Origin of the sequence: Pantoea sp. At-9b, assembly GCF_000175935.2 — a bacterium.
GTDB lineage: Bacteria > Pseudomonadota > Gammaproteobacteria > Enterobacterales > Enterobacteriaceae > Pantoea.
Map to the genome: position 1 here is coordinate 3,328,141 of NC_014837.1, position 23,497 is coordinate 3,351,637.

The window sequence follows — 23,497 nt, forward strand, 5'->3', positions numbered from 1 at the left end:
CAAAAGGCCATGCGATGAACAGAGAAGAAGTGCACCGTGATGTTGTCTAAATTCAAACGTAATAAACACCAACAACACCTCGCACAGCTGCCTAAACTGTCACAATCCGTGTCGGACGTGACCACGCTTTACTCACCTGCTGAGTTTCGTGCCACCCTGCTGACGAAAATTGCCACTGCGGAAAAACGTATCTGTATCGCAGCGCTGTATCTGGAAAATGATGATGGCGGACGTGGTGTGATGCAGGCGTTGTATGCTGCGCGTCAGGCTCGTCCTGAGCTGGATATCAGTATTCTGGTGGACTGGCATCGTGCCCAGCGTGGCCGCATTGGCGCTGCGCGTGGCCTCACCAATGCCGACTGGTATTGTGAAATGGCAGCACAACATCCGGATATCGCCATTCCGGTGTATGGTATTCCAGTTAATACCCGTGAAGCGCTGGGCGTATTGCATCTCAAAGGCTTCATCATTGACGACACGTTGCTGTATAGCGGTGCCAGTCTCAACGATGTCTATTTGCATCAGCATGATCGTTACCGTTATGACCGCTACCAGCTGATTCGTAACCCACAGCTCGCTGATACCATGTATCAGTGGATTTGCGCCAACCTGAAGCAATCTGATGCGGTGCATCGCCTTGATCAGTCCGAACGCCCATCAAGCCCGGAAATCAAAAACGAGACCCGCCAGTTCCGCCAGGATTTACGTGGTTTCAATTATCAGTTTTCCGGTGATGCGGGGAATGACTCCCTGACGGTGACGCCGTTGGTTGGGCTGGGCAAACGCAGTGTGCTGAATAAAACCATTTTCCATTTAATGCCCTGCGCGGAGCGCAAACTTACCCTTTGCACGCCCTATTTCAACCTGCCAGCCATTCTGGTGCGGAATCTGATTCATTTGCTGCGTCAGGGTAAAGAAGTAGAAATCATCGTTGGCGATAAAACCGCTAACGATTTCTATATTCCACCGGAGCAGCCCTTCAAGATCATCGGGGCGTTGCCTTATCTCTACGAGATTAACCTCCGCCGCTTCCTGAGCCGCTTGCAGTATTACGTTAACAATGGCCAGCTGACAGTGCGTTTGTGGAAAGACGGTGAAAATAGCTACCATCTGAAAGGCATCTGGGTCGATGATGAATGGATGATGATCACCGGCAATAACCTCAATCCGCGCGCCTGGCGACTCGATCTGGAAAATGCGGTACTGATTCATGATCCGCTGAATCAACTGGCTGAACAACGCGAGAAAGAATTGGCGCTGATTCGTACCCATACCACGGTGGTACAGCATTTTCGCGAGCTGGAGAGCATTGCCGATTATCCCGCCAAAGTTCGTAAACTGATTCGTCGCCTGCGTCGTATCCGTATCGATCGTTTAATCAGCCGCTTGTTGTGATCGCGGATGTGCCAGCCGTCCGAACAGGAGCGGCTGGCCCTCTTTTATAACGCGATGCCTTTCCCTTTACGATGCAGCATCAGTGAAACCAAGAAGGCTAATGCCCCCATCACTGACACATACCAGAAGAAACTGGTCTCAACCCCCTCTTTTTTCAGCAATAGCGCCACATACTCAGCTGAACCGCCAAAGATAGCATTCGCCACCGCATAGGATAGCCCGACCCCCAGCGCCCGCACTTCGGGTGGGAACATTTCAGCCTTCAGAATACCGCTAATGGCGGTGTAGAAGCTGGTGATGATCAATGCCAGCATGACCAGCACAAACGCCAGCCAGCCACTCTGCACATTTTGCAGTAACGTCAGGATCGGCACGGTACCAATGGCTGCACCCGCGCCAAAGATCATCATTGAGGCGCGACGACCAATTTTGTCCGAGAGCGCACCAATAATGGGTTGAATCAACATGAATACCAACAATGCACCAGTCATCAAGCCACTCGCCGAACGAGCATCCATTCCTGCGGTATTGACCAGATATTTTTGCATGTAAGTGGTGAAGGTATAGAAGCTGAGTGAACCGCCAGCGGTAAATCCCAGCACCATCAGAAAGGCGCGCGAGTGGTTACGCAGCAATCCCAGGATACTGCCGGCATCACGATGCTCACGGTGTTTTTTCTCCGAAGTTTCATTGAGGGAGCGGCGTAGCCACAGCGCGACTACCGCCAGCAAGGCACCGAGGAAGAAAGGAATACGCCAGGCCCAATTGTGCAACTGTTCGTCACTGAGTAGCAGCTGTAGCACCACGACGGTGAGCACGGCCAACAGTTGACCGCCAATCAAGGTCACATACTGGAATGATGCATAGAAACCTTTCCGCCCTTCAAGCGCGACCTCACTCATATAGGTTGCACTGGTGCCGTATTCGCCGCCAACGGACAACCCCTGGAACATGCGGGCCAGCAGCAGGATCACCGGCGCGGCGATGCCGATATCCGCGTAGCCGGGCAGGCAGGCAATCACCAGTGAGCCGAGACACATCATGCAAACCGAGATCAGCATGGAGTTTTTGCGTCCGTGGCGATCGGCAATATAACCAAATAACCAGCCACCAATAGGACGCATTAAGAAGCCAGCAGCAAAGACACCTGCGGTTTGCAGTAGTTGGGTGGTGGTATCGCCCGATGGGAAAAAGATATGGGCAAAATAGAGTGAGAAGAAGGAGTAAACGTAGAAATCGAACCATTCAACCAGGTTGCCAGAAGAAGCGCCAACAATCGCCCAGATACGTTGTTTGCTAATGGCCGTCGTGTCGTGCTGTACCACTTTTTGTTGTAGAGAGTCTGTCATCTTTACCTCTTTTCCTTGCGAATAATCAACGCTAAAGAATTCAGTAAAGCACTTGTTGGCCGGTGAAGTGAACCGGATTAATGCCTGGAGGGAAAAATGCGTGATTTTTTTCTGATTCACATGACCTTTGTAGCGGCGCGATTTATCGCGCAGATTTACCGTGCCGTGGCTTAAAAGCGCGCGATAAATCGCGCCGCTACGGGATTTGCAGACGTAAAAAAGCCCTGAACTTTCGTTCAGGGCTTCTTCACTTATTTGATGCCTGGCAGTTCCCTACTCTCGCATGGGGAGACCCCACACTACCATCGGCGCTACGGCGTTTCACTTCTGAGTTCGGCATGGGGTCAGGTGGGACCACCGCGCTACAGCCGCCAGGCAAATTCTTTGTGCTCTGTCCTGTGTCTTTTGCACTGCTGCTGCGTTGGCTGCATTCGCGCTACTCCGTCACATACTCATGTATGCTCCTTCGTATCGTCTCATTTGCCGCCTTGCTTCAGCGCAAAATCCTTCGGACTTGACTCCGAGGACACAACGTAATCCGTTTGAACAATGCTGAAAATTCTTTGCGTCTCTCAACCAAAACGCCTCTGGCGTTGTAAGGTTAAGCCTCACGGGTCATTAGTACCGGTTAGCTCAATGCATCGCTGCACTTACACATCCGGCCTATCAACGTCGTCGTCTTCAACGTCCCTTCAGGACCCTCAAGGGGTCAGGGAGAACTCATCTCGGGGCAAGTTTCGTGCTTAGATGCTTTCAGCACTTATCTTTTCCGCACTTAGCTACCGGGCAATGCCATTGGCATGACAACCCGAACACCAGTGGTGCGTTCACTCCGGTCCTCTCGTACTAGGAGCAACCCCCCTCAATTCTCCAGCGCCCACGGCAGATAGGGACCGAACTGTCTCACGACGTTCTAAACCCAGCTCGCGTACCACTTTAAACGGCGAACAGCCGTACCCTTGGGACCTACTTCAGCCCCAGGATGTGATGAGCCGACATCGAGGTGCCAAACACCGCCGTCGATATGAACTCTTGGGCGGTATCAGCCTGTTATCCCCGGAGTACCTTTTATCCGTTGAGCGATGGCCCTTCCATTCAGAACCACCGGATCACTATGACCTGCTTTCGCACCTGCTCGAGCCGTCACTCTCGCAGTCAAGCTGGCTTATGCCATTGCACTAACCTCCTGATGTCCGACCAGGATTAGCCAACCTTCGTGCTCCTCCGTTACACTTTGGGAGGAGACCGCCCCAGTCAAACTACCCACCAGACACTGTCCGCAGCCCGGATTACGGGCCTACGTTAGAACATCAAACATTAAAGGGTGGTATTTCAAGGTTGGCTCCACGCAGACTGGCGTCCACGCTTCAAAGCCTCCCACCTATCCTACACATCAAGGCTCAATGTTCAGTGTCAAGCTATAGTAAAGGTTCACGGGGTCTTTCCGTCTTGCCGCGGGTACACTGCATCTTCACAGCGATTTCAATTTCACTGAGTCTCGGGTGGAGACAGCCTGGCCATCATTACGCCATTCGTGCAGGTCGGAACTTACCCGACAAGGAATTTCGCTACCTTAGGACCGTTATAGTTACGGCCGCCGTTTACCGGGGCTTCGATCAAGAGCTTCTCCTTACGGATAACCCCATCAATTAACCTTCCGGCACCGGGCAGGCGTCACACCGTATACGTCCACTTTCGTGTTTGCACAGTGCTGTGTTTTTAATAAACAGTTGCAGCCAGCTGGTATCTTCGACTGGCTTCAGCTCCGGGAGCAAGTCCCTTCACCTAATGCCAGCGTGCCTTCTCCCGAAGTTACGGCACCATTTTGCCTAGTTCCTTCACCCGAGTTCTCTCAAGCGCCTTGGTATTCTCTACCTGACCACCTGTGTCGGTTTGGGGTACGATTTCGTGTTACCTGGAGCTTAGAGGCTTTTCCTGGAAGCAGGGCATCAGTTACTTCACCACCGTAGTGGCTCGTCATCACGCCTCAGCATAAAGCGCACCGGATTTGCCTGGTACACATGCCTACACGCTTAAACCGGGACAACCGTCGCCCGGATAACCTAGCCTTCTCCGTCCCCCCTTCGCAGTAACACCAAGTACAGGAATATTAACCTGTTTCCCATCGACTACGCTTTTCAGCCTCGCCTTAGGGGTCGACTCACCCTGCCCCGATTAACGTTGGACAGGAACCCTTGGTCTTCCGGCGAGCGGGCTTTTCACCCGCTTTATCGTTACTTATGTCAGCATTCGCACTTCTGATACCTCCAGCAGACCTCACAGTCCACCTTCAACGGCTTACAGAACGCTCCCCTACCCAACAACACATAGTGTCGCTGCCGCAGCTTCGGTGCATGGTTTAGCCCCGTTACATCTTCCGCGCAGGCCGACTCGACCAGTGAGCTATTACGCTTTCTTTAAATGATGGCTGCTTCTAAGCCAACATCCTGGCTGTCTGGGCCTTCCCACATCGTTTCCCACTTAACCATGACTTTGGGACCTTAGCTGGCGGTCTGGGTTGTTTCCCTCTTCACGACGGACGTTAGCACCCGCCGTGTGTCTCCCGTGATAACATTCTCCGGTATTCGTAGTTTGCATCGGGTTGGTAAGCCGGGATGGCCCCCTAGCCGAAACAGTGCTCTACCCCCGGAGATGAATTCACGAGGCGCTACCTAAATAGCTTTCGGGGAGAACCAGCTATCTCCCGGTTTGATTGGCCTTTCACCCCCAGCCACAAGTCATCCGCTAATTTTTCAACATTAGTCGGTTCGGTCCTCCAGTTAGTGTTACCCAACCTTCAACCTGCCCATGGCTAGATCACCGGGTTTCGGGTCTATACCCTGCAACTTAACGCCCAATTAAGACTCGGTTTCCCTGCGGCTCCCCTATACGGTTAACCTTGCTACAGAATATAAGTCGCTGACCCATTATACAAAAGGTACGCAGTCACCTAACAAGTAGGCTCCCACTGCTTGTACGTACACGGTTTCAGGTTCTGTTTCACTCCCCTCGCCGGGGTTCTTTTCGCCTTTCCCTCACGGTACTGGTTCACTATCGGTCAGTCAGGAGTATTTAGCCTTGGAGGATGGTCCCCCCATATTCAGACAGGATACCACGTGTCCCGCCCTACTCATCGAACTCACAGTATGTGTATCTTCGTGTACGGGAGTATCACCCTGTACCCTGCGACTTTCCAGACGCTTCCACTGACACACAAACTGATTCAGGTTCTGGGCTGTTCCCCGTTCGCTCGCCGCTACTGGGGGAATCTCGGTTGATTTCTTTTCCTCGGGGTACTTAGATGTTTCAGTTCCCCCGGTTCGCCTCGTTAACCTATGTATTCAGTTAACGATAGTGCACAAGTGCACTGGGTTTCCCCATTCGGACATCGTCGGCTGTAGCGGTTCATATCACCTTACCGACGCTTTTCGCAGATTAGCACGTCCTTCATCGCCTCTGACTGCCAGGGCATCCACCGTGTACGCTTAGTCGCTTAACCTCACAACCCACAGGCGTTTTCACGCATGCAGACTGCAAGCATTTGAGAGACTCGAACACATCGCTTTCATTTCTTATTACGGAGAAATGAAACAACGTGTCGTTTCAAATTTTCAGCTTGTTCCGGATTGTTAAAGAGCAAATATCTCAAACATGACTCGTAAGCCAGTTTTGAGATACTGAGCAGCGACACCTTTCACCTGTCACCAAGCAAGTGGCGTCCCCTAGGGGATTCGAACCCCTGTTGCCGCCGTGAAAGGGCGGAGTCCTAACCGCTAGACGAAGGGGACACATGAAATGTCACGACTTCGCAGCCGTCTTGCTCATTACGTTTTCATCAGACAATCTGTGTGAGCACTTCGAAGGAAGGTATCTTCAGGTAAGGAGGTGATCCAACCGCAGGTTCCCCTACGGTTACCTTGTTACGACTTCACCCCAGTCATGAATCACAAAGTGGTAAGCGCCCTCCCGAAGGTTAAGCTACCTACTTCTTTTGCAACCCACTCCCATGGTGTGACGGGCGGTGTGTACAAGGCCCGGGAACGTATTCACCGTAGCATTCTGATCTACGATTACTAGCGATTCCGACTTCATGGAGTCGAGTTGCAGACTCCAATCCGGACTACGACGCACTTTATGAGGTCCGCTTGCTCTCGCGAGGTCGCTTCTCTTTGTATGCGCCATTGTAGCACGTGTGTAGCCCTGGCCGTAAGGGGCCATGATGACTTGACGTCATCCCCACCTTCCTCCGGTTTATCACCGGCAGTCTCCTTTGAGTTCCCGACCGAATCGCTGGCAACAAAGGATAAGGGTTGCGCTCGTTGCGGGACTTAACCCAACATTTCACAACACGAGCTGACGACAGCCATGCAGCACCTGTCTCACGGTTCCCGAAGGCACTAAGGCATCTCTGCCAAATTCCGTGGATGTCAAGGCCAGGTAAGGTTCTTCGCGTTGCATCGAATTAAACCACATGCTCCACCGCTTGTGCGGGCCCCCGTCAATTCATTTGAGTTTTAACCTTGCGGCCGTACTCCCCAGGCGGTCGACTTAACGCGTTAGCTCCGGAAGCCACGCCTCAAGGGCACAACCTCCAAGTCGACATCGTTTACAGCGTGGACTACCAGGGTATCTAATCCTGTTTGCTCCCCACGCTTTCGCACCTGAGCGTCAGTCTCTGTCCAGGGGGCCGCCTTCGCCACCGGTATTCCTCCAGATCTCTACGCATTTCACCGCTACACCTGGAATTCTACCCCCCTCTACAAGACTCTAGCCTGCCAGTTTCGAATGCAGTTCCCAGGTTAAGCCCGGGGATTTCACATCCGACTTGACAGACCGCCTGCGTGCGCTTTACGCCCAGTAATTCCGATTAACGCTTGCACCCTCCGTATTACCGCGGCTGCTGGCACGGAGTTAGCCGGTGCTTCTTCTGCGGGTAACGTCAATTGCTGAAGCTATTAACTTCAACACCTTCCTCCCCGCTGAAAGTACTTTACAACCCGAAGGCCTTCTTCATACACGCGGCATGGCTGCATCAGGCTTGCGCCCATTGTGCAATATTCCCCACTGCTGCCTCCCGTAGGAGTCTGGACCGTGTCTCAGTTCCAGTGTGGCTGGTCATCCTCTCAGACCAGCTAGGGATCGTCGCCTAGGTGAGCCGTTACCCCACCTACTAGCTAATCCCATCTGGGTTCATCCGATGGTGTGAGGCCCGAAGGTCCCCCACTTTGGTCTTGCGACGTTATGCGGTATTAGCTACCGTTTCCAGTAGTTATCCCCCTCCATCGGGCAGATCCCCAGACATTACTCACCCGTCCGCCACTCGTCACCCAAGGAGCAAGCTCCTCTGTGCTACCGTTCGACTTGCATGTGTTAGGCCTGCCGCCAGCGTTCAATCTGAGCCATGATCAAACTCTTCAATTTAAGTTTGATGCTCAAAGAATTAAACTTCGTAATGAATTACGTGTTCACTCTTGAGACTTGATATTTTTTAAGTCCGTAGACTTTTGATATCAATCCTGCGAGTGCCCACACAGATTGTCTGATAAATTGTTAAAGAGCAGTGCGAACAGCGGGTTAACCGTCTGTCGCGAGGTGGCGTATATTACGCTTTCCTCCTTCAGAGTCAATCCCTTTTTCGAGATTTTTCTCTGGCGGGATGAATCACTTCGTCCCTCGCTGACCGTCTGCGTTGCCGCTTTGCCGTGTCAGTGGAGGCGCATTATAGGGAGATAATTCTGACTGACAAGCGCTAATTTAAACTTTTTGCGCGACCGCTCATTTTTCAGCCATTTCGTTGAGAAATGCAGCAGAATCCGGTGCAAAAGGCATAAAAAACGGGCCCGCAGGCCCGTTAGCGTCATTATCTTATTTATTGATGCGCGACAATCGCGTCATCTTTGACATCCATCTCAATGGTTTTACCCGGAACCAGCGCACCAGAAAGGATCTGTTGTGCCAGCGGGTTTTCAATCTGCTGCTGGATAGCGCGTTTGAGTGGCCGCGCACCGTAAACCGGATCGTAACCGTTCTCACCCAACAACCGAATGGCCTCATCGGAAATGTGCAGCTGGTAGCCACGTTCCTCCAGACGTTTATACAACCGTTGCAGCTGAATCTGCGCAATAGAAGCAATGTGTTTTTCACCCAGCGGATGGAATACCACGACTTCATCAATACGGTTAATAAACTCCGGACGGAAATGGTGCCCAACAACCGACATCACCAGATCCTTCATTTCAGGATAATCCAGCGCGCCAAAGCGTTCCTGAATCAAATCAGAACCCAGGTTCGAAGTCATGATCACCACGGTGTTACGGAAATCGACCGTCCGCCCCTGGCCATCAGTTAAGCGACCATCATCCAGCACCTGCAACAAAATGTTGAATACATCCGGATGCGCTTTCTCGACCTCATCCAGCAGAATCACCGAATAAGGACGACGACGAACGGCTTCGGTCAGATAGCCACCCTCTTCATAGCCGACATATCCCGGAGGCGCGCCCACCAGACGCGATACCGAATGTTTCTCCATAAATTCGGACATATCGATACGCACCATGGCATCGTCACTGTCGAACAGGAAATTTGCCAGCGCCTTACACAGCTCGGTTTTACCCACACCGGTTGGCCCCAGGAACAGGAAGGAACCAATTGGCCGGTTGGGATCGGAAAGACCAGCACGGCTACGACGAATCGCGTTCGAGACCGCTTCCACCGCTTCATCCTGACCGATGACACGCGCGTGCAACTCCTGCTCCATCCGCAGCAACTTATCGCGCTCACCTTCCATCATGCGTGCCACCGGAATGCCGGTCCAGCGTGCCAGCACATCGGCAATCTCCACATCAGTTACGCGGTTGCGTAACAGTTTCATGGTTTTGCCTTCTGACTGTGTCGCCGCGGCCAGTTGTTTTTCCAGTGCCGGGATTTTGCCGTACTGCAATTCCGACATCTGCCCCAGATCACCCACACGACGCGCCTGCTCCAGCGACAATCGAGCCTGCTCCAGTTCAGCCTTGATATTCTGCGTACCGGTCAGGGAGGCTTTTTCTGCTTTCCACTCCTCTTCCAGCTCGGCGTATTCACGCTCTTTCTGGTCGAGTTCGGTTTCGAGCATCTCCAGCCGTTTAACACTGGCATCATCAGACTCTTTCTTCAGCGCCTGTTGCTCCAGCTTGAGCTGGATAATACGGCGGTCAAGTCGATCGAGGGGTTCCGGCTTCGAATCAATTTGCAAACGAATGCTGGAAGCCGCCTCATCAATCAGGTCGATGGCTTTATCTGGCAACTGACGGTCTGCAATATAGCGATGCGAAAGCGTAGCCGCTGCCACAATCGCCGGATCGGTAATTTGCACATGGTGATGCAATTCATAACGTTCTTTCAGGCCACGCAAAATAGCGATGGTGTCCTCAACGCTCGGCTCAGCCACGAACACTTTCTGGAAACGACGTTCCAGCGCCGCATCTTTTTCGATGTATTGGCGATATTCATCCAGGGTTGTGGCACCGACACAATGAAGCTCTCCGCGAGCCAACGCGGGTTTCAGCATATTGCCCGCATCCATAGCACCATCGGCTTTACCGGCACCGACCATGGTATGCAGCTCATCAATAAACAGGATGACGTTCCCTTCCTGTTTCGCCAGATCGTTGAGCACGCCTTTCAGACGTTCTTCAAACTCACCACGGTATTTCGCGCCCGCTACCAGCGCACCCATATCCAGTGCCAGCACCCGACGGCCTTTCAGCCCTTCCGGTACTTCACCATTAATGATGCGCTGAGCCAAACCTTCGACGATCGCGGTTTTACCCACCCCCGGTTCACCAATCAGCACCGGGTTATTTTTGGTACGACGTTGCAGCACCTGAATGGTACGGCGAATTTCTTCATCGCGACCGATCACCGGATCGAGCTTGCCCAATTCCGCACGCTCAGTCAGATCGATAGTGTATTTTTTTAATGCCTGGCGCTGATCTTCAGCCCCTTGATCGTTCACGTTTTCTCCCCCTCGCAATTGCTCGATGGCCTTAGCGAGTTTTTCCGGGGTTGCGCCAGCAGACTTAAGTAAATCAGCCAGCGAACCACGTGAATCCAGGGCCGCCAGAACAAATAATTCAGATGAAATAAAATTATCGCCGCGCTTTTGCGCCAGCTTGTCGCACAGGTTGAGTACGCGCACCAAATCGGCGGACGGTTGGACATCGCCCTCAGTGCCTTCAACTTGTGGTAATCGGTTAATAGCCTGTTCAATGCTGGTGCGTAGCCCAGCTACATCGGCACCCGCCGCGCTGAGCAACGGACGCACCGATCCGCCTTCCTGATTAAGCAAGGCGCTCATCACATGAAGGGGTTCAATGAATTGATTATCGTGTCCCAGAGCAAGGGACTGTGCATCGGCCAAGGCCAGCTGGAATTTGTTAGTAAGACGATCCAGACGCATGATTCCTCCCATTACAGGTCAAAATGCTACTGGAGATTAAATGAGGTCATCCCTCAAATTTTTCAAGGTTAATGACCTGAGTTGTGAGCAAAAAATACGCTAACTGGATCGTCTTGTGGCGTAAGGTTATCTCAGCCAAATCAAAGTTGCCATACGCCCGGTGATGCGATCGCGTCGGAAGGAGAAAAAATCGTCGTTTTCATGCCAGGTGCAGCGCTGTTCACCACTGATGGAGTGCACGCCTGCGGCTTGCAGACGCTGACGCGCCAGTAACCAGATGTCGGCAAAATATTTTTCACCCACCGGGCTAAATGCCGCATCCGCACGCACATCCTGCGCCATAAATGCTGCCCGCACTTCTGCACCCACTTCAAACGCCTGCGGGCCAATGGCGGGTCCCAGCCACGCATGTATCTCATCGGGTGGACAGTGAAACTGCGCCAGCGTCTGCTCCAGCACACCCTGGCACAAACCGCGCCAGCCCGCATGCGCGGCGGCGACTTCGCGGCCATCATAAGAGCAAAATAACACTGGCAGGCAATCCGCCGTCATAACCGCACAAACCACACCCGCTTCACGGGTGATCGCAGCGTCAGCATCAGGAATCGTTTTGCTATGGGGTAAGCGCACCACCTCCTGGCCGTGAACCTGATTAAGCCATTGCGGCATTGCCGGCAATTGCGCCAGCTCGACCAGACGCTGACGATTGAGGTTCACATGATTTTCACTGTCACCCACATGATTGCCGAGATTCAGTGAATGCCAGGGGGCGAGACTTACCCCGCCGTGACGCAGGGTTGAACATGCCCGAACGCCAGCCGGTGCTGGCCAGTCCGGGATGATCAGGTCACTCATAACCAATCCAACTGATCGCGGAACATGTTGGTATCCGCTTTCAGGGCGTCAATCAGATCAACCATGTCTTGCGGCAGCGGGGCGTGCCACTCCATCTCAATCCCGGTAATCGGGTGATAGAGGCGCAACATCGTCGCGTGCAGCGCCTGACGGTCGAATCCGCGCAACGTCTCGATAAATGCGTCAGAAGCACCTTTCGGCGGGCGAGGACGGCCACCGTACAGCGGATCGCCCACCAGCGGATGGTTGATATGGGCCATATGCACACGAATCTGGTGTGTACGGCCCGTCTCCAGACGCAGGCGTAAACGGGTGTGCGCACGGAAATGTTCCATGATGCGATAATGCGTGGTCGCCGGTTTGCCCATAGGATGTACCGCCATATGGGTACGTTTGGTGGAGTGACGTGCCATCGGCTCATTCACCGTCCCACCTGCCGTCATGGTGCCAATCGCTACCGCTTCGTACTCACGGGTGATTTCACGCAATTGCAGCGTTTCCACCAAATGCGTTTGCGCCGGAACGGTTTTTGCCACCACCATCAACCCGGTGGTGTCTTTGTCCAGGCGATGGACAATCCCCGCGCGTGGTACATCCACGATCGGCGGGTAATGGTAAAGCAGCGCATTCAGCACCGTACCATCCGGATTGCCTGCTCCAGGGTGCACCACCAGGTCGCGGGGTTTATTAATGACGATGATATCGTCGTCTTCATAGACAATATTCAACGGAATATTTTGCGCTTCCCAGCGTTGTTCTTCTTCGATCTCAGCGCTGATCGACACTTGCTCGCCGCCCAGAACTTTTTCTTTCGGTTTGTCGATGACGGTGCCGTTGACACTGACGCGACGCTCGAGGATCCATTCTTTTATGCGAGAACGTGAATAATCAGGGAACAATTCCGCCAAAGTCTGATCTAAGCGTTGTCCAAGTTGTGCTTCGGACACCGTTGCGGTGAGTTGAACTTGTTGTGCCATATACAGCTTCTTCGTTAACGTTGGGTTTTCACGGCGATGCCGTTTAATATAATGTGCTATCGTACCTGGTCATTACCGGGAGCTACACGGACAGCTTCCGCCATAACACTTTGAGGATAATCATTTCGTCATGACGCGTATGAAACATCTGGTGGCTGCTGCCACACTGAGCCTGGCACTGGTGGGTTGCTCCGGTTCTAAGGACACAGTACCGGACAGCCCGCCGTCTGAGATTTACGCCACAGCTCAGCAAAAACTGCAGGACGGTAACTTTAAAGCGGCGATTAAGCAACTGGAAGCGTTGGATAACCGTTATCCGTTCGGCCCGTATTCTCAGCAGGTACAGCTGGATTTGATCTACGCGTATTACAAAAATGCCGATCTGCCGCTGGCGCAAGCCGCTATTGCCCGCTTTATGCGTCTCAACCCGACCCATCCGAACATCGACTATGTCATTTACATGAAAGGTCTGACGGATATGGCGCTGGATGACTCCGCACTGCAGGGCTTCTTCGGTATTGATCGTTCCGATCGCGATCCGACTCACGCCCGTGATGCATTCCGCGACTTCTCCCAACTGCTGCGAGGTTACCCGAACAGCCAGTATGCCGCCGATGCGCAGAAACGCCTGGTGTTCCTGAAAGAGCGCCTGGCGAAGTATGAACTTTCAGTGGCGCAATTCTATACCAAGCGCGGGGCTTATGTCGCTGTTGTTAACCGTGTAGAAGGGATGATGAAGGATTACCCGGACACGCAAGCCACTCATGAAGCGTTGCCGCTGATGGAAAATGCCTATCGCCAACTGCAGCTGACTGCAGAGGCCGATAAAGTGGCAAAAATCATCGCCGCCAATCACGCCTGATTTGTAGCAAATAAAAAAGCAGCCTTCACCGGCTGCTTTTTTTTGGCGAAAAATCAGACAAAAAAATGATTTTCCACCTCAGTTAACTCGTCAATCTTGCCCGGTTCATCCCCACGCTTCAAGCTTTTTCCGCCACTTTCCCAGCCTTTCTCACAATTTGTTGGCATTGACAAAAAGTGACATTTTTACGTGATCTTGATCACACATTTTCCCGGTTTCCGCGGTATGCTGGACCTACCCAGACGGAAATGACAGAGAGGTTTGAATGATGATTCTGAACATTACCAGTAAACAAATGGAAATCACTGCGGCTATCCGCAACCATGTCGAAGACCGTCTCGCCAAGCTGGAAAAATGGCAAACTCACCTGATAAATCCGCACATTGTGTTATCGAAAGAGCCGAAAGAATTTGTGGCCGACGCCACGATTAACACGCCAAACGGCACGCTGGTCGCCAGCGCGAAACATGATGATATGTACACCGCAATCAACGACCTGATTGCCAAGCTGGAGCGACAGCTCAATAAAGCGCAACACAAACCTGAAGCGCGTCGCGCCACCACCAGTGTGAAAGATTTTACGCCAGCAGGATAATCGTCAATTTTCTCAGCAACGCGCCTACGGGCGCGTTTTTTATTGACAGGCTTAAATCAGTACGGTTAATCTCGGGTCACTTTACGTATGGAATCTAACATGAAACGTCTGCCGTTCTTCTTCGCATTCTTTTTACCTTCCCCTGATTGGGAGGCGATTCGTCATGTGAAAATGAATGCGAAGACGAACAACAAAGCCTCCCAACCGGGAGGCTTTTTTATTGGACAGCTTACAGGTGAGCCGAATGAACCCCGATAATCCACTGCTGGCATTACGCGACAAAATCAGCGCTGTTGATGAGAAGCTACTGACGCTGCTGGCTGAGCGCCGTAGCCTGGCGATTGACGTTGCGCAGGCAAAACTGGCCACACACCGCCCGATTCGTGATGTCGAACGTGAACGTGCCCTACTGGAAAACCTGATTACGCTCGGGAAGAAACACCAGCTTGATGCACACTACATCACCCGTCTTTTCCAACTGGTGATTGAAGATTCGGTGTTAACTCAGCAGGCGCTGCTGCAAAAGAATCTCAACCATCCGCATGCTCATGCACCCCGCATTGCGTTTCTTGGCCCGAAAGGCTCCTATTCACACCTTGCCGCACGCAAATATGCCGCCCGCCATTTCGATTCGATGGTGGAAAGCGGTTGCCTGAAGTTTCAGGATATCATTCAGCAAGTGGAGAGCGGCCAGGCTGACTATGCCGTGATGCCGATTGAGAACACCTCTTCCGGCTCCATCAATGACGTTTATGACCTGCTGCAGCAAACCTCGCTGTCGATTGTCGGTGAACTGACCATCCCTATCGAACATTGTGTGTTGGTGAGCGGCAATACCGATTTGCAGCAGATTGAAACCGTCTACAGCCATCCGCAACCGTTCCAGCAGTGCAGCCAGTTCATCAACCGTTTCCCACAGTGGAAAATCGAATATACCGAAAGCACCGCAGCGGCGATGGAAAAAGTGGCGGCGATGAATTCACCGAAAGTGGCCGCACTCGGTAGCGAAGCGGGCGGTGAGTTGTATCAATTACAGGTCCTGGAACGCGATCTGGCCAACCAGCAGCAGAACCATACTCGCTTTATCGTACTGGCGCGTAAGCCGATTGATGTCTCTGACCAGGTTCCGGCCAAAACCACGCTGATTATGGCTACCGGGCAGCAGGCGGGGGCACTGGTTGAAGCCCTGCTGGTATTGCGTCAGCACAACCTGATCATGAGCAAACTCGAATCACGGCCAATCAACGGCAATCCATGGGAAGAGATGTTTTACATCGACGTGCAGGGTAATCTGCAATCTGACAGCATGCAGCGCGCGCTGGAAGAGCTGCGCGGCCTGACCCGTTCGTTGAAAGTACTCGGTTGTTATCCGGGTGAGAATGTGGTGCCGGTAGAGCCGCGCATCTAAACAAAAGGGCATCCCTGCGGATGCCCTGCTGTTTTATTGTCGGCTATCATTGGCCGAACGCAGCATGCTGCGACTCTCGACCAGGAAGCGTTTCGCGTAGTCACCAAACCAGTGTTCCACGCGTCGGAAGCTCTCAATAAACGCCTGTTTATCACCGTGCTCCAGCAAGGTAATCGCTTCACCAAAGCGCTGGTAATAACGTTTAATCAGCGCAATGTTGCTTTCTGAAGACATGATGATGTCGGCATACAGCTGTGGGTCCTGCGCAAACAACCGCCCCACCATCGCCAGTTCCAGGCGGTAAATCGGTGAAGACAAAGCCAACAGTTGATCCAGATTGACGTTCTCTTCCGCCAGATGCAGGCCATAGGCAAAGGTGGCGAAGTGACGCAACGCCTGGATAAACGCCATGTTTTGGTCATGCTCGACAGCACTGATACGATGCAGCCGCGCTCCCCATACCTGAATCTGTTCAAGGAACCACTGGTAGGCTTCCGGCTGACGCCCATCGCACCACACCACAACCTGTTTTGCCAGGCTACCGCTGTCCGGGCCAAACATCGGGTGCAGACCAAGCACCGGACCGCTGTGTGCCGCCAGCATGGCCTGCAATGGACGGTTCTTCACCGATGCCAGATCGACCAGAATGCAATCTGCCGGCAGCGTTGGCAGCTGCGCGATGATTTGTTCTGTCAGATGGATCGGCACACTGATGATCACCATACCGGCATCTTTCAGTAAGGTATCAGCCTGGTCCCAGTCCTCTTTGTCGAGCAGACGGACCTGATAGCCAGACAAGGTCAGCATCTTTTCAAACAGACGCCCCATCTGGCCACGGCCACCGACAATCACCACTGGACGCAGTGTCGGACACAGGGTTTTGAAGCCCTTATCGTTTTCACTGGTGTAGGATTCGCGCATCAAACGACGCAGCACATCCTCAATCAGATCCGGCGGCACACCGAGCGCCTCCGCTTCCTGACGACGTGAAGCCAACATGCTGGCTTCACGCTCCGGTACATAGATCGGTAAGCCATAACGGCTTTTTACTTCGCCTACTTCTGCCACCAGCTCAAGCCGCTTTGCCAGCAACCCGAGCAGGGCTTTATCTACTTCATCGATTTGATCGCGTAGCGCGGTCAGTTCAGCCACCATGACTCATTACACCTCGTGTGACAGACGCGCCGACAGCACTCCCTGCAGATCCTGATGGATTTCACGCAGTAAGGTTTCGGTGGTGTCCCAGTTGATGCAGGCATCGGTGACGGACACCCCGTACTTCATCTCACTACGCGGCTGCTCAGAAGACTGGTTGCCTTCATGAATGTGGCTTTCCAGCATCAGGCCGATAATGGAGCGGTTTCCATCTTTGATCTGGGCAATAGCCGATTCGGCTACACCGGGCTGACGGCGATAGTCTTTGTTAGAATTGCCATGGCTGCAATCTATCATTAAGGCTGGGCGCAGTCCCGCTTTCAGCATCTCTTTTTCACACTGCGCCACATCTTCCGGGCCGTAGTTCGGTGCTTTGCCACCACGCAGAATCACGTGGCCATCCGGGTTACCCTGGGTCTGCAGCAGGCACACCTGACCGGCCTGGTTGATACCGACAAAACGGTGTGGCATGGCAGCTGCGCGCATCGCATTGATCGCCGTACCCAGGCTACCATCGGTGCCATTTTTAAAGCCCACCGGCATAGAAAGGCCAGAGGCCATCTCGCGATGCGTTTGCGATTCGGTGGTACGCGCACCAATGGCCGACCAGCTGAACAGATCGCCAAGGTATTGTGGGCTATTCGGATCGAGCGCTTCCGTAGCCAACGGCAGTCCCATCTCCACCAGGTTCACCAGCAGCTGACGCGCAATGTGCAGCCCGGCTTCCATATCAAACGAGTTGTCCATATAAGGATCGTTGATCAACCCTTTCCAGCCGACGGTGGTACGGGGTTTTTCAAAATAGACACGCATAACGATGTACAGCTGATCCTTCAACTGTTCAGAAAGAGTTTTGAGCAGACGGGCATATTCAAGTGCAGCTTCGGTATCGTGGATAGAACAAGGACCACAGACCACCAGCAGGCGCGGATCGCGGCCAGCGATGATATCGGAGATCGTCTGGCGGGAAGCAGCAATTTGCGCTTCCTGAGCAGCGCTCAGCGGGAATTTCGCTTTCAGCTCTCCGGGGGTAATTAAAATTTGTTCATCGGCGATATGCACATTGTTCAGCGCGTCTTTTTGCATGATAGCGATCCTTTTTACTCGTTTATGCGTGTCAGGGTCCTCACTGAGGATGCTGCACACTTTACCACAAGTCGTAAATGATGCAATCCATGCATGTACACTTTTATTACCACACAAATAAACCACTCACATAAAATCAAATAAAATATTTAAAATACATATAGTTAATAGAATTCAAAAACAGAAAAACAAAACACAGAACGTAAATAATAGTTTACACTAAAGATATAAAACACCACACGACTAGCAGCAAAGCCTGCGCTAACATTCTGTTATATGTCACTTTTCAGGATCAAATTGATGACAATCGCTGCTGTACACCTTCGCCCCTGGCATTGGCAGGATGCCAGTGCCTTTACCGAAGCAGTAAATACCTCGCTCACCAGCCTGCAGCCCTGGATGGTATGGGCGCATGAGGACTACCGTCTCGAAGAAGCCATCAGCTGGATTAAGTTTACCCATATCCAGCGTGATCAGGGTGAGGCAGAAGAATTTGCCATCGTAGATGAACATCATCGGCTATTAGGTGGTGCCGGGATCCGCTTTGCCCGCCAACCCGGAGAGTTCAGCGCGATAGGCTATTGGGTACGTTCTGATGCCCAGCGCCAGAGAGTAGCAACCCGCGCCGTCGCACAGCTGATTGAGTTAGGGTTTCAGACACCCGGTCTGAAGACACTGGAGATTCTGGCAGCCGCAGATAATCTCGCCAGTCGTGCAGTGGCGGAACGCTGTGGATTTAGCTTTGTGGATTACCGCTACGGTTTGATCGTGCTGGAAAGCGGCCCGGTGAATACCGCCATTTATCATTTAACGCGCGGATAAAAAAAGGGGCTGGCAGATGCCAACCCCTTGTTTGCTATTAACTTTGAGATGTCGCTTACGCGAGCTCTTAGTTAAGACGCTCTTTAATACGAGCAGACTTACCAGTACGCTCACGCAGGTAGTACAGTTTGGCTTGACGCACAGCACCACGACGTTTAACAGCGATGCTGTCAATTACCGGAGAGTGAGTCTGGAAGACACGCTCAACGCCTTCGCCGTTAGAAATCTTGCGAACAGTGAATGCAGAGTGCAGACCGCGGTTACGAATAGCGATAACCACGCCCTCGAATGCCTGCAGACGTTTCTTAGAACCTTCAACGACCCATACTTTCACTTCCACGGTATCACCCGGACGGAAGGAAGGTACGTCCTGTTTCATCTGCTCTTGTTCAAGTTGCTTGATAATGTTGCTCATAATTAAATCTCTTATCCTGGGTAAACTGATAGTCAGGGAAGATTACTCTTCCGCCTCATCGTTTTGTTGCTGCTGATGTTCCCGCTGGAACTCAGTAAGCAACCTTGCTTGCTCTTCAGTCAGAGCCAGGTTTTCCAGAAGTTCAGGTCTTCTCAGCCAGGTACGGCCTAGCGACTGTTTCAGGCGCCATCGGCGAATATCAGCATGGTTCCCCGACAGTAACACTGCCGGAACATCCATCCCTTCTAACACTTCAGGTCGGGTATAGTGCGGGCAATCCAGCAAACCATCCGAGAATGAATCCTCATCGGCTGACGCCTGTTTTCCCAATACGCCAGGGATAAACCGGGCAACTGAGTCAATTAACGTCATGGCTGGCAGCTCACCGCCACTGAGTACGTAATCACCGATTGACCATTCTTCATCAATTTCGGTTTGAATAACGCGCTCATCTATTCCTTCATAACGACCACAAACCAGAATCAGCTTCTGGTGTGTCGCCAGTTCGCAAACGCCCTGTTGGTCGAGTTTGCGCCCCTGAGGTGAAAGATAAATCACCTTAGCACCTTCCCCCGCCGCTGCTTTCGCTGCGTGGATGGCGTCCCGTAAGGGTTGCACCATCATCAACATTCCCGGTCCGCCGCCGTAAGGACGATCGTCCACGGTACGGTGCCGGTCGTGCGTGAAGTCACGAGGACTCCAGCTCTCAATGTTGAGCAGGCCATTTTTTACTGCCCGGCCAGTTACCCCGTAATCGGTAATAGCGCGAAACATCTCTGGAAACAGGCTAATAACACCAATCCACATCGCGTTCGCCGTTGCGTTACCGGTTTGTCCGGAGATCAAAAACCAGGATCCCAATCTACTTCAATAGTGCCAGTAGAGAGATCGACTTTCTTGATAACCTGTTCATCAAGAAACGGTATTAACCGCTCCTGTGCACCGAATGCATCTTTCAGGTTTGCCTTAACGACGAGGACGTCGTTCGAGCCGGTCTCCATCAAATCAATGACTTTGCCCATTTCGTAGCCTTCGAGGTTTACGACTTTGCAACCCATAAGGTCTTTCCAGTAGTAATCACCCTCTTCCAGCGCCGGCAGTTGCGCGGAATCAACCGTAATTTCGCAATTGGTTAATTGAGCCGCGGCATCCCGATCGTCAATGCCATTGACTTTGATGATCAGGTCCTGATTGTGGTGCTTCCAGCCTTCCAGTTCGACCAGCTGCCATTGACCGGCATGCTGAATAAACCAAGGCTGATAGTCGAAGATACTTTCGGCTTCTTCGGTGGAAGAAAACACTTTGAGCCAGCCCCGAATGCCGTAAGCGGCACCCATCTTCCCCAGTACGACCGGGTTAGCGGGAGGCTGTGCGGCAGGTTTTCTGCTCATGCTCACCACCGTGACAGATTAAGCTGCTTTTTTTGCTTCTTTGATCAGCGCATTAACGCGATCAGAAAGCGTTGCGCCCTGGCCAACCCAGTGCTCAATACGGTCCAGATCCAGACGCAGACCTTCAGCCTGACCAGCAGCGATCGGGTTGAAGAAACCTACGCGCTCGATGAAGCGACCGTTACGAGCATTGCGGCTGTCAGTAACGACGACCTGATAGAACGGACGCTTTTTAGCGCCGTGACGTGCCAAACGAATGGTTACCATAACATCCTCATTAGTTAATAAAACAACCGGGCCCCATCGAGGAACGGGGCCCGGGTGCAATATAAAAAGCCCGAAAATTTTACTCATTTTGGCGCAAAAAGCAACCTGAGCATCTCACTTTTCCGGCATTTAGCCGGTCGACTTAACGACCGGGGAATCCTGGCGGCATCATGCCCTTCATACTACGCATCATTTTCGCCATGCCGCCCTTCTTCATTTTCTTCATCATGCGCTGCATATCATCGAACTGCTTCAGCAGTCGGTTAACATCCTGCACCTGCATGCCCGAACCCAGAGCGATACGACGCTTGCGGGAACCCTTAATGATTTCAGGCTTCTCACGTTCTTTCCGCGTCATCGAGTTGATGATCGCTTCCATACGCACCAGCAGCTTATCGTCCATCTGTGATTTCACGTTATCCGGCAACTGTCCCATGCCCGGCAGCTTACCCATCAGGCTTGCCATGCCGCCCATGTTGCGCATTTGCTTTAGCTGCTCAAGGAAATCATTAAGGTCAAAGCCATCGCCGGTTTTCAGTTTCTTCGCCAGCTTTTCCGCTTGTTCGCGGTCAACCTTGCTTTCGATATCTTCAATCAGCGACAGTACATCGCCCATGCCGAGGATACGTGAGGCGATACGATCCGGATAGAACGGCTCCAGCGCCTCCGTTTTCTCGCCGACACCCATGAATTTGATCGGCTTGCCGGTAATATGACGAATCGACAGCGCCGCACCACCGCGCGCATCACCATCGACTTTGGTCAGGATCACACCGGTCAGCGGCAGCGCTTCGTTGAACGCTTTCGCGGTGTTGGCGGCATCCTGGCCGGTCATCGCATCGACAACAAACAGCGTTTCCACCGGATTGATCGCGGCATGAACCTGCTTGATTTCGTCCATCATCGCTTCGTCAACGTGCAGACGACCCGCGGTATCCACTAACAGCACGTCATAGAACTGCAAACGCGCTTCTTTCAACGCATTGTTCACGATGTCGACGGGCTTCTGGCTCAGGTCAGACGGGCAGAAATCCACGCCTACCTGTTGCGCCAGCGTTTCCAGCTGGCGGATCGCCGCCGGGCGATAGACGTCAGCGGAGACAACCAGCACTTTTTTCTTGTGCTTCTCACGCAGGAATTTACCCAGCTTCGCGACACTGGTGGTTTTACCGGCACCTTGCAGGCCCGCCATCAGCACCACAGCTGGCGGCTGGGCGGCGAGATTGAGTGCATTATTTTCTGCACCCATCGCCTCGACCAGTTCATTGCGAACAATTTTGATGAATTCCTGACCCGGAGTCAGGCTCTTGTTCACATCATGGCCGACCGCGCGCTCTTTGACGCGGTTGATAAATTCACGGACCACCGGCAGCGCGACATCCGCTTCCAGCAACGCCATACGCACTTCACGCAGCGTGTCCTTGATGTTGTCTTCGGTCAGCCTTCCGCGGCCGCTAATATTGCGCAGGGTTTGCGACAAACGATCGGTTAAATTATCAAACATGCTCTCTCACTTAGACACATAGCGAGGCCGCCAAGGCGACACAATGCGGCGGATTATAACACGAAGCCAGGCCGATCTCTGCAATTGCCCTTCAGATCGTTTGGAGCCTGCTGCGGCTGACGTTATACTAGTTTTTTCCTTATCTGACTGACACCTGAAAGGATCTATGTTCGTTTTTGCGATCGTGGCGCTGTTCGCCTACTCTCTCAGCCTTGCTTTGATCATCCCCAGCCTGCTGAAACGCAATGGGGGCTGGCGGCGCTTTGCTGTGCTCTCTGCCTGTGTGGCGCTAATCGCCCACGCTGTGGCGTTACAACAACGTATTTTTGCCGTCGATAACGGACAAAATCTTAGCCTGCTGAATATTGGCTCGCTGGTCAGCCTGCTGATCTGCGCCATTATGACTATCGTCGCATCGCGTAATCGGGGCTGGTTGCTACTGCCGGTTGTCTACAGCTTTGCCCTGATCAACCTGGCCTTTGCTACCTTCGTGCCCAATGCCTTTATTACGCACCTGGAAACCACACCGGGCATGATGATCCACATTGGTCTGTCGCTGTTTGCTTACGCCACCCTGATCATTGCGGCCCTGTATGCGTTGCAGCTGGCGTGGATCGACTACCAACTGAAAAATAAAAAGCTGGCGTTCACGCAGGACATGCCGCCGTTACTCAGCATTGAGCGCAAAATGTTCCACATCACGCAAATTGGTGTGGTGCTGCTGACGTTGGTGCTGGTGACTGGCCTGTTCTATATGCACAATTTGTTCAGCGCCGAGAATGTAGATAAAGCGGTGTTGTCGATTATTGCCTGGTTTGTTTATATCGTTTTGCTCTGGGGACACTATCACGAGGGCTGGCGCGGTCGTCGCGTCGTCTGGTTCAACTGCAGCGGTGCAATTTTGCTGACGATGGCCTATTTCGGCAGCCGTGTACTGCAACACCTGCTCACCCAATCGTCTCACTAAAGGAAT

18 protein-coding genes, 1 tRNA gene, 3 rRNA genes and 1 other annotated feature are annotated in these 23,497 nt (G+C 52.7%); of the genes, 7 read left to right on the plus strand and 15 right to left on the minus strand.

The window, feature by feature from the left end; translation table 11 throughout:
* The first annotated feature begins 39 nt into the window (after positions 1–39).
* On the plus strand, positions 40–1,395 hold the full coding sequence (gene pssA / locus PAT9B_RS15310) for a CDP-diacylglycerol--serine O-phosphatidyltransferase (RefSeq protein WP_013510189.1): 1,356 nt from the start codon (positions 40–42) through the stop codon (positions 1,393–1,395).
* 44 nt (positions 1,396–1,439) lie between these two features.
* Here the strand turns inward: pssA and PAT9B_RS15315 are convergent, their stop codons facing one another.
* The 8 genes from PAT9B_RS15315 to rluD all read right to left on the minus strand — a co-directional run bounded on the left by PAT9B_RS15315 (position 1,440) and on the right by rluD (position 13,019).
* The gene (locus tag PAT9B_RS15315) at positions 1,440–2,744 is read right to left on the minus strand and encodes an MFS family transporter (protein ID WP_013510190.1); all 1,305 of its coding nucleotides are present in this window, start codon (positions 2,742–2,744) and stop codon (positions 1,440–1,442) included.
* Positions 2,745–3,004: 260 nt separating this feature from the next.
* Positions 3,005–3,120, minus strand: a 5S ribosomal RNA gene (rrf, locus tag PAT9B_RS15320).
* Positions 3,121–3,341: 221 nt separating this feature from the next.
* Positions 3,342–6,243, minus strand: a 23S ribosomal RNA gene (locus PAT9B_RS15325).
* Positions 6,244–6,457: 214 nt separating this feature from the next.
* Positions 6,458–6,532 (minus strand) — tRNA-Glu (locus PAT9B_RS15330).
* A 90-nt stretch (positions 6,533–6,622) separates the two neighbouring features.
* Positions 6,623–8,165, minus strand: a 16S ribosomal RNA gene (locus PAT9B_RS15335).
* The 16S, 23S and 5S rRNA genes sit together here with 1 tRNA gene alongside, the layout of an rRNA operon.
* Positions 8,166–8,613: 448 nt before the next feature.
* The gene (gene clpB / locus PAT9B_RS15340; protein ID WP_013510191.1) at positions 8,614–11,187 is read right to left on the minus strand and encodes an ATP-dependent chaperone ClpB; all 2,574 of its coding nucleotides are present in this window, start codon (positions 11,185–11,187) and stop codon (positions 8,614–8,616) included.
* Positions 11,188–11,313: 126 nt separating this feature from the next.
* Complete coding sequence (gene yfiH / locus PAT9B_RS15345) at positions 11,314–12,042, minus strand: purine nucleoside phosphorylase YfiH (RefSeq protein ID WP_013510192.1); 729 nt, start codon at positions 12,040–12,042, stop codon at positions 11,314–11,316.
* On the minus strand, positions 12,039–13,019 hold the full coding sequence (gene rluD, locus PAT9B_RS15350) for a 23S rRNA pseudouridine(1911/1915/1917) synthase RluD (RefSeq protein ID WP_013510193.1): 981 nt from the start codon (positions 13,017–13,019) through the stop codon (positions 12,039–12,041). Before rluD ends, yfiH begins: the two co-directional genes overlap by 4 nt.
* 130 nt (positions 13,020–13,149) lie before the next feature.
* Here rluD and bamD point away from each other — a divergent pair, with 130 nt between their 5' ends.
* The 4 genes from bamD (at position 13,150) to pheA (ending at position 15,884) form a co-directional block, all read left to right on the plus strand.
* Positions 13,150–13,881 carry an outer membrane protein assembly factor BamD gene (gene bamD, locus PAT9B_RS15355; protein ID WP_013510194.1) on the plus strand — a complete coding sequence of 244 codons (732 nt, stop codon included), beginning with the start codon at positions 13,150–13,152 and terminating at the stop codon, positions 13,879–13,881.
* Positions 13,882–14,149: 268 nt separating this feature from the next.
* Entirely contained in the window at positions 14,150–14,476 is a 327-nt protein-coding gene (gene raiA, locus PAT9B_RS15360) for a ribosome-associated translation inhibitor RaiA (protein ID WP_013510195.1), read from the plus strand.
* Positions 14,477–14,574: 98 nt separating this feature from the next.
* Positions 14,575–14,698: a sequence feature (Phe leader region), on the plus strand.
* The gene (locus PAT9B_RS30965; RefSeq protein ID WP_013510196.1) at positions 14,576–14,734 is read left to right on the plus strand and encodes a hypothetical protein; all 159 of its coding nucleotides are present in this window, start codon (positions 14,576–14,578) and stop codon (positions 14,732–14,734) included. Its footprint overlaps the feature before it by 123 nt.
* Complete coding sequence (gene pheA / locus PAT9B_RS15365) at positions 14,721–15,884, plus strand: bifunctional chorismate mutase/prephenate dehydratase (protein WP_041525836.1); 1,164 nt, start codon at positions 14,721–14,723, stop codon at positions 15,882–15,884. The genes PAT9B_RS30965 and pheA overlap by 14 nt, the downstream gene beginning before the upstream one ends.
* A gap of 33 nt (positions 15,885–15,917) precedes the next feature.
* On the opposite strand, the gene tyrA is transcribed toward pheA, so the two are convergent.
* Entirely contained in the window at positions 15,918–17,039 is a 1,122-nt protein-coding gene (gene tyrA, locus PAT9B_RS15370) for a bifunctional chorismate mutase/prephenate dehydrogenase (RefSeq protein ID WP_013510198.1), read from the minus strand.
* A gap of 6 nt (positions 17,040–17,045) precedes the next feature.
* Positions 17,046–18,125: a 3-deoxy-7-phosphoheptulonate synthase gene (locus PAT9B_RS15375; protein WP_013510199.1), complete on the minus strand. Its 1,080-nt coding sequence runs from the start codon at positions 18,123–18,125 to the stop codon at positions 17,046–17,048.
* A 300-nt stretch (positions 18,126–18,425) separates the two neighbouring features.
* On the opposite strand from PAT9B_RS15375, the gene PAT9B_RS15380 reads away from it, so the two are divergent.
* Positions 18,426–18,947: a GNAT family N-acetyltransferase gene (locus tag PAT9B_RS15380; protein WP_013510200.1), complete on the plus strand. Its 522-nt coding sequence runs from the start codon at positions 18,426–18,428 to the stop codon at positions 18,945–18,947.
* Between the two features lie 67 nt (positions 18,948–19,014).
* On the opposite strand, the gene rplS is transcribed toward PAT9B_RS15380, so the two are convergent.
* From rplS to ffh, 5 genes are all read right to left on the minus strand, one after another.
* Complete coding sequence (gene rplS / locus PAT9B_RS15385) at positions 19,015–19,362, minus strand: 50S ribosomal protein L19 (RefSeq protein WP_013510201.1); 348 nt, start codon at positions 19,360–19,362, stop codon at positions 19,015–19,017.
* A gap of 42 nt (positions 19,363–19,404) precedes the next feature.
* A complete protein-coding gene (gene trmD, locus PAT9B_RS15390; protein WP_041525837.1) occupies positions 19,405–20,169 on the minus strand; it encodes a tRNA (guanosine(37)-N1)-methyltransferase TrmD in 765 nt (254 codons plus the stop codon).
* Positions 20,170–20,204: 35 nt separating this feature from the next.
* Entirely contained in the window at positions 20,205–20,753 is a 549-nt protein-coding gene (gene rimM / locus PAT9B_RS15395) for a ribosome maturation factor RimM (RefSeq protein WP_013510203.1), read from the minus strand.
* 18 nt (positions 20,754–20,771) lie between these two features.
* Positions 20,772–21,020, minus strand: coding sequence for a 30S ribosomal protein S16 (rpsP, locus tag PAT9B_RS15400; protein ID WP_013510204.1), 249 nt, complete (start codon positions 21,018–21,020; stop codon positions 20,772–20,774).
* A 142-nt stretch (positions 21,021–21,162) separates the two neighbouring features.
* Positions 21,163–22,524: a signal recognition particle protein gene (gene ffh / locus PAT9B_RS15405; protein WP_013510205.1), complete on the minus strand. Its 1,362-nt coding sequence runs from the start codon at positions 22,522–22,524 to the stop codon at positions 21,163–21,165.
* Between the two features lie 166 nt (positions 22,525–22,690).
* Here ffh and PAT9B_RS15410 point away from each other — a divergent pair, with 166 nt between their 5' ends.
* On the plus strand, positions 22,691–23,491 hold the full coding sequence (locus PAT9B_RS15410; protein ID WP_013510206.1) for an inner membrane protein YpjD: 801 nt from the start codon (positions 22,691–22,693) through the stop codon (positions 23,489–23,491).
* The last annotated feature ends 6 nt before the right edge of the window (positions 23,492–23,497 follow it).

Bases quoted from the DNA above. Each gene is read 5' to 3' on its own strand.
- pssA (WP_013510189.1), top strand. From the start codon at position 40: ATGTTGTCTAAATTCAAACGTAATAAACACCAACAACACCTCGCACAG.
- PAT9B_RS15315 (WP_013510190.1), bottom strand. From the start codon at position 2,744: ATGACAGACTCTCTACAACAAAAAGTGGTACAGCACGACACGACGGCC.
- clpB (WP_013510191.1), bottom strand. From the start codon at position 11,187: ATGCGTCTGGATCGTCTTACTAACAAATTCCAGCTGGCCTTGGCCGAT.
- yfiH (WP_013510192.1), bottom strand. From the start codon at position 12,042: ATGAGTGACCTGATCATCCCGGACTGGCCAGCACCGGCTGGCGTTCGG.
- rluD (WP_013510193.1), bottom strand. From the start codon at position 13,019: ATGGCACAACAAGTTCAACTCACCGCAACGGTGTCCGAAGCACAACTT.
- bamD (WP_013510194.1), top strand. From the start codon at position 13,150: ATGACGCGTATGAAACATCTGGTGGCTGCTGCCACACTGAGCCTGGCA.
- raiA (WP_013510195.1), top strand. From the start codon at position 14,150: ATGATTCTGAACATTACCAGTAAACAAATGGAAATCACTGCGGCTATC.
- PAT9B_RS30965 (WP_013510196.1), top strand. From the start codon at position 14,576: ATGAAACGTCTGCCGTTCTTCTTCGCATTCTTTTTACCTTCCCCTGAT.
- pheA (WP_041525836.1), top strand. From the start codon at position 14,721: ATGAACCCCGATAATCCACTGCTGGCATTACGCGACAAAATCAGCGCT.
- tyrA (WP_013510198.1), bottom strand. From the start codon at position 17,039: ATGGTGGCTGAACTGACCGCGCTACGCGATCAAATCGATGAAGTAGAT.
- PAT9B_RS15375 (WP_013510199.1), bottom strand. From the start codon at position 18,125: ATGCAAAAAGACGCGCTGAACAATGTGCATATCGCCGATGAACAAATT.
- PAT9B_RS15380 (WP_013510200.1), top strand. From the start codon at position 18,426: ATGACAATCGCTGCTGTACACCTTCGCCCCTGGCATTGGCAGGATGCC.
- rplS (WP_013510201.1), bottom strand. From the start codon at position 19,362: ATGAGCAACATTATCAAGCAACTTGAACAAGAGCAGATGAAACAGGAC.
- trmD (WP_041525837.1), bottom strand. From the start codon at position 20,169: ATGTGGATTGGTGTTATTAGCCTGTTTCCAGAGATGTTTCGCGCTATT.
- rimM (WP_013510203.1), bottom strand. From the start codon at position 20,753: ATGAGCAGAAAACCTGCCGCACAGCCTCCCGCTAACCCGGTCGTACTG.
- rpsP (WP_013510204.1), bottom strand. From the start codon at position 21,020: ATGGTAACCATTCGTTTGGCACGTCACGGCGCTAAAAAGCGTCCGTTC.
- ffh (WP_013510205.1), bottom strand. From the start codon at position 22,524: ATGTTTGATAATTTAACCGATCGTTTGTCGCAAACCCTGCGCAATATT.
- PAT9B_RS15410 (WP_013510206.1), top strand. From the start codon at position 22,691: ATGTTCGTTTTTGCGATCGTGGCGCTGTTCGCCTACTCTCTCAGCCTT.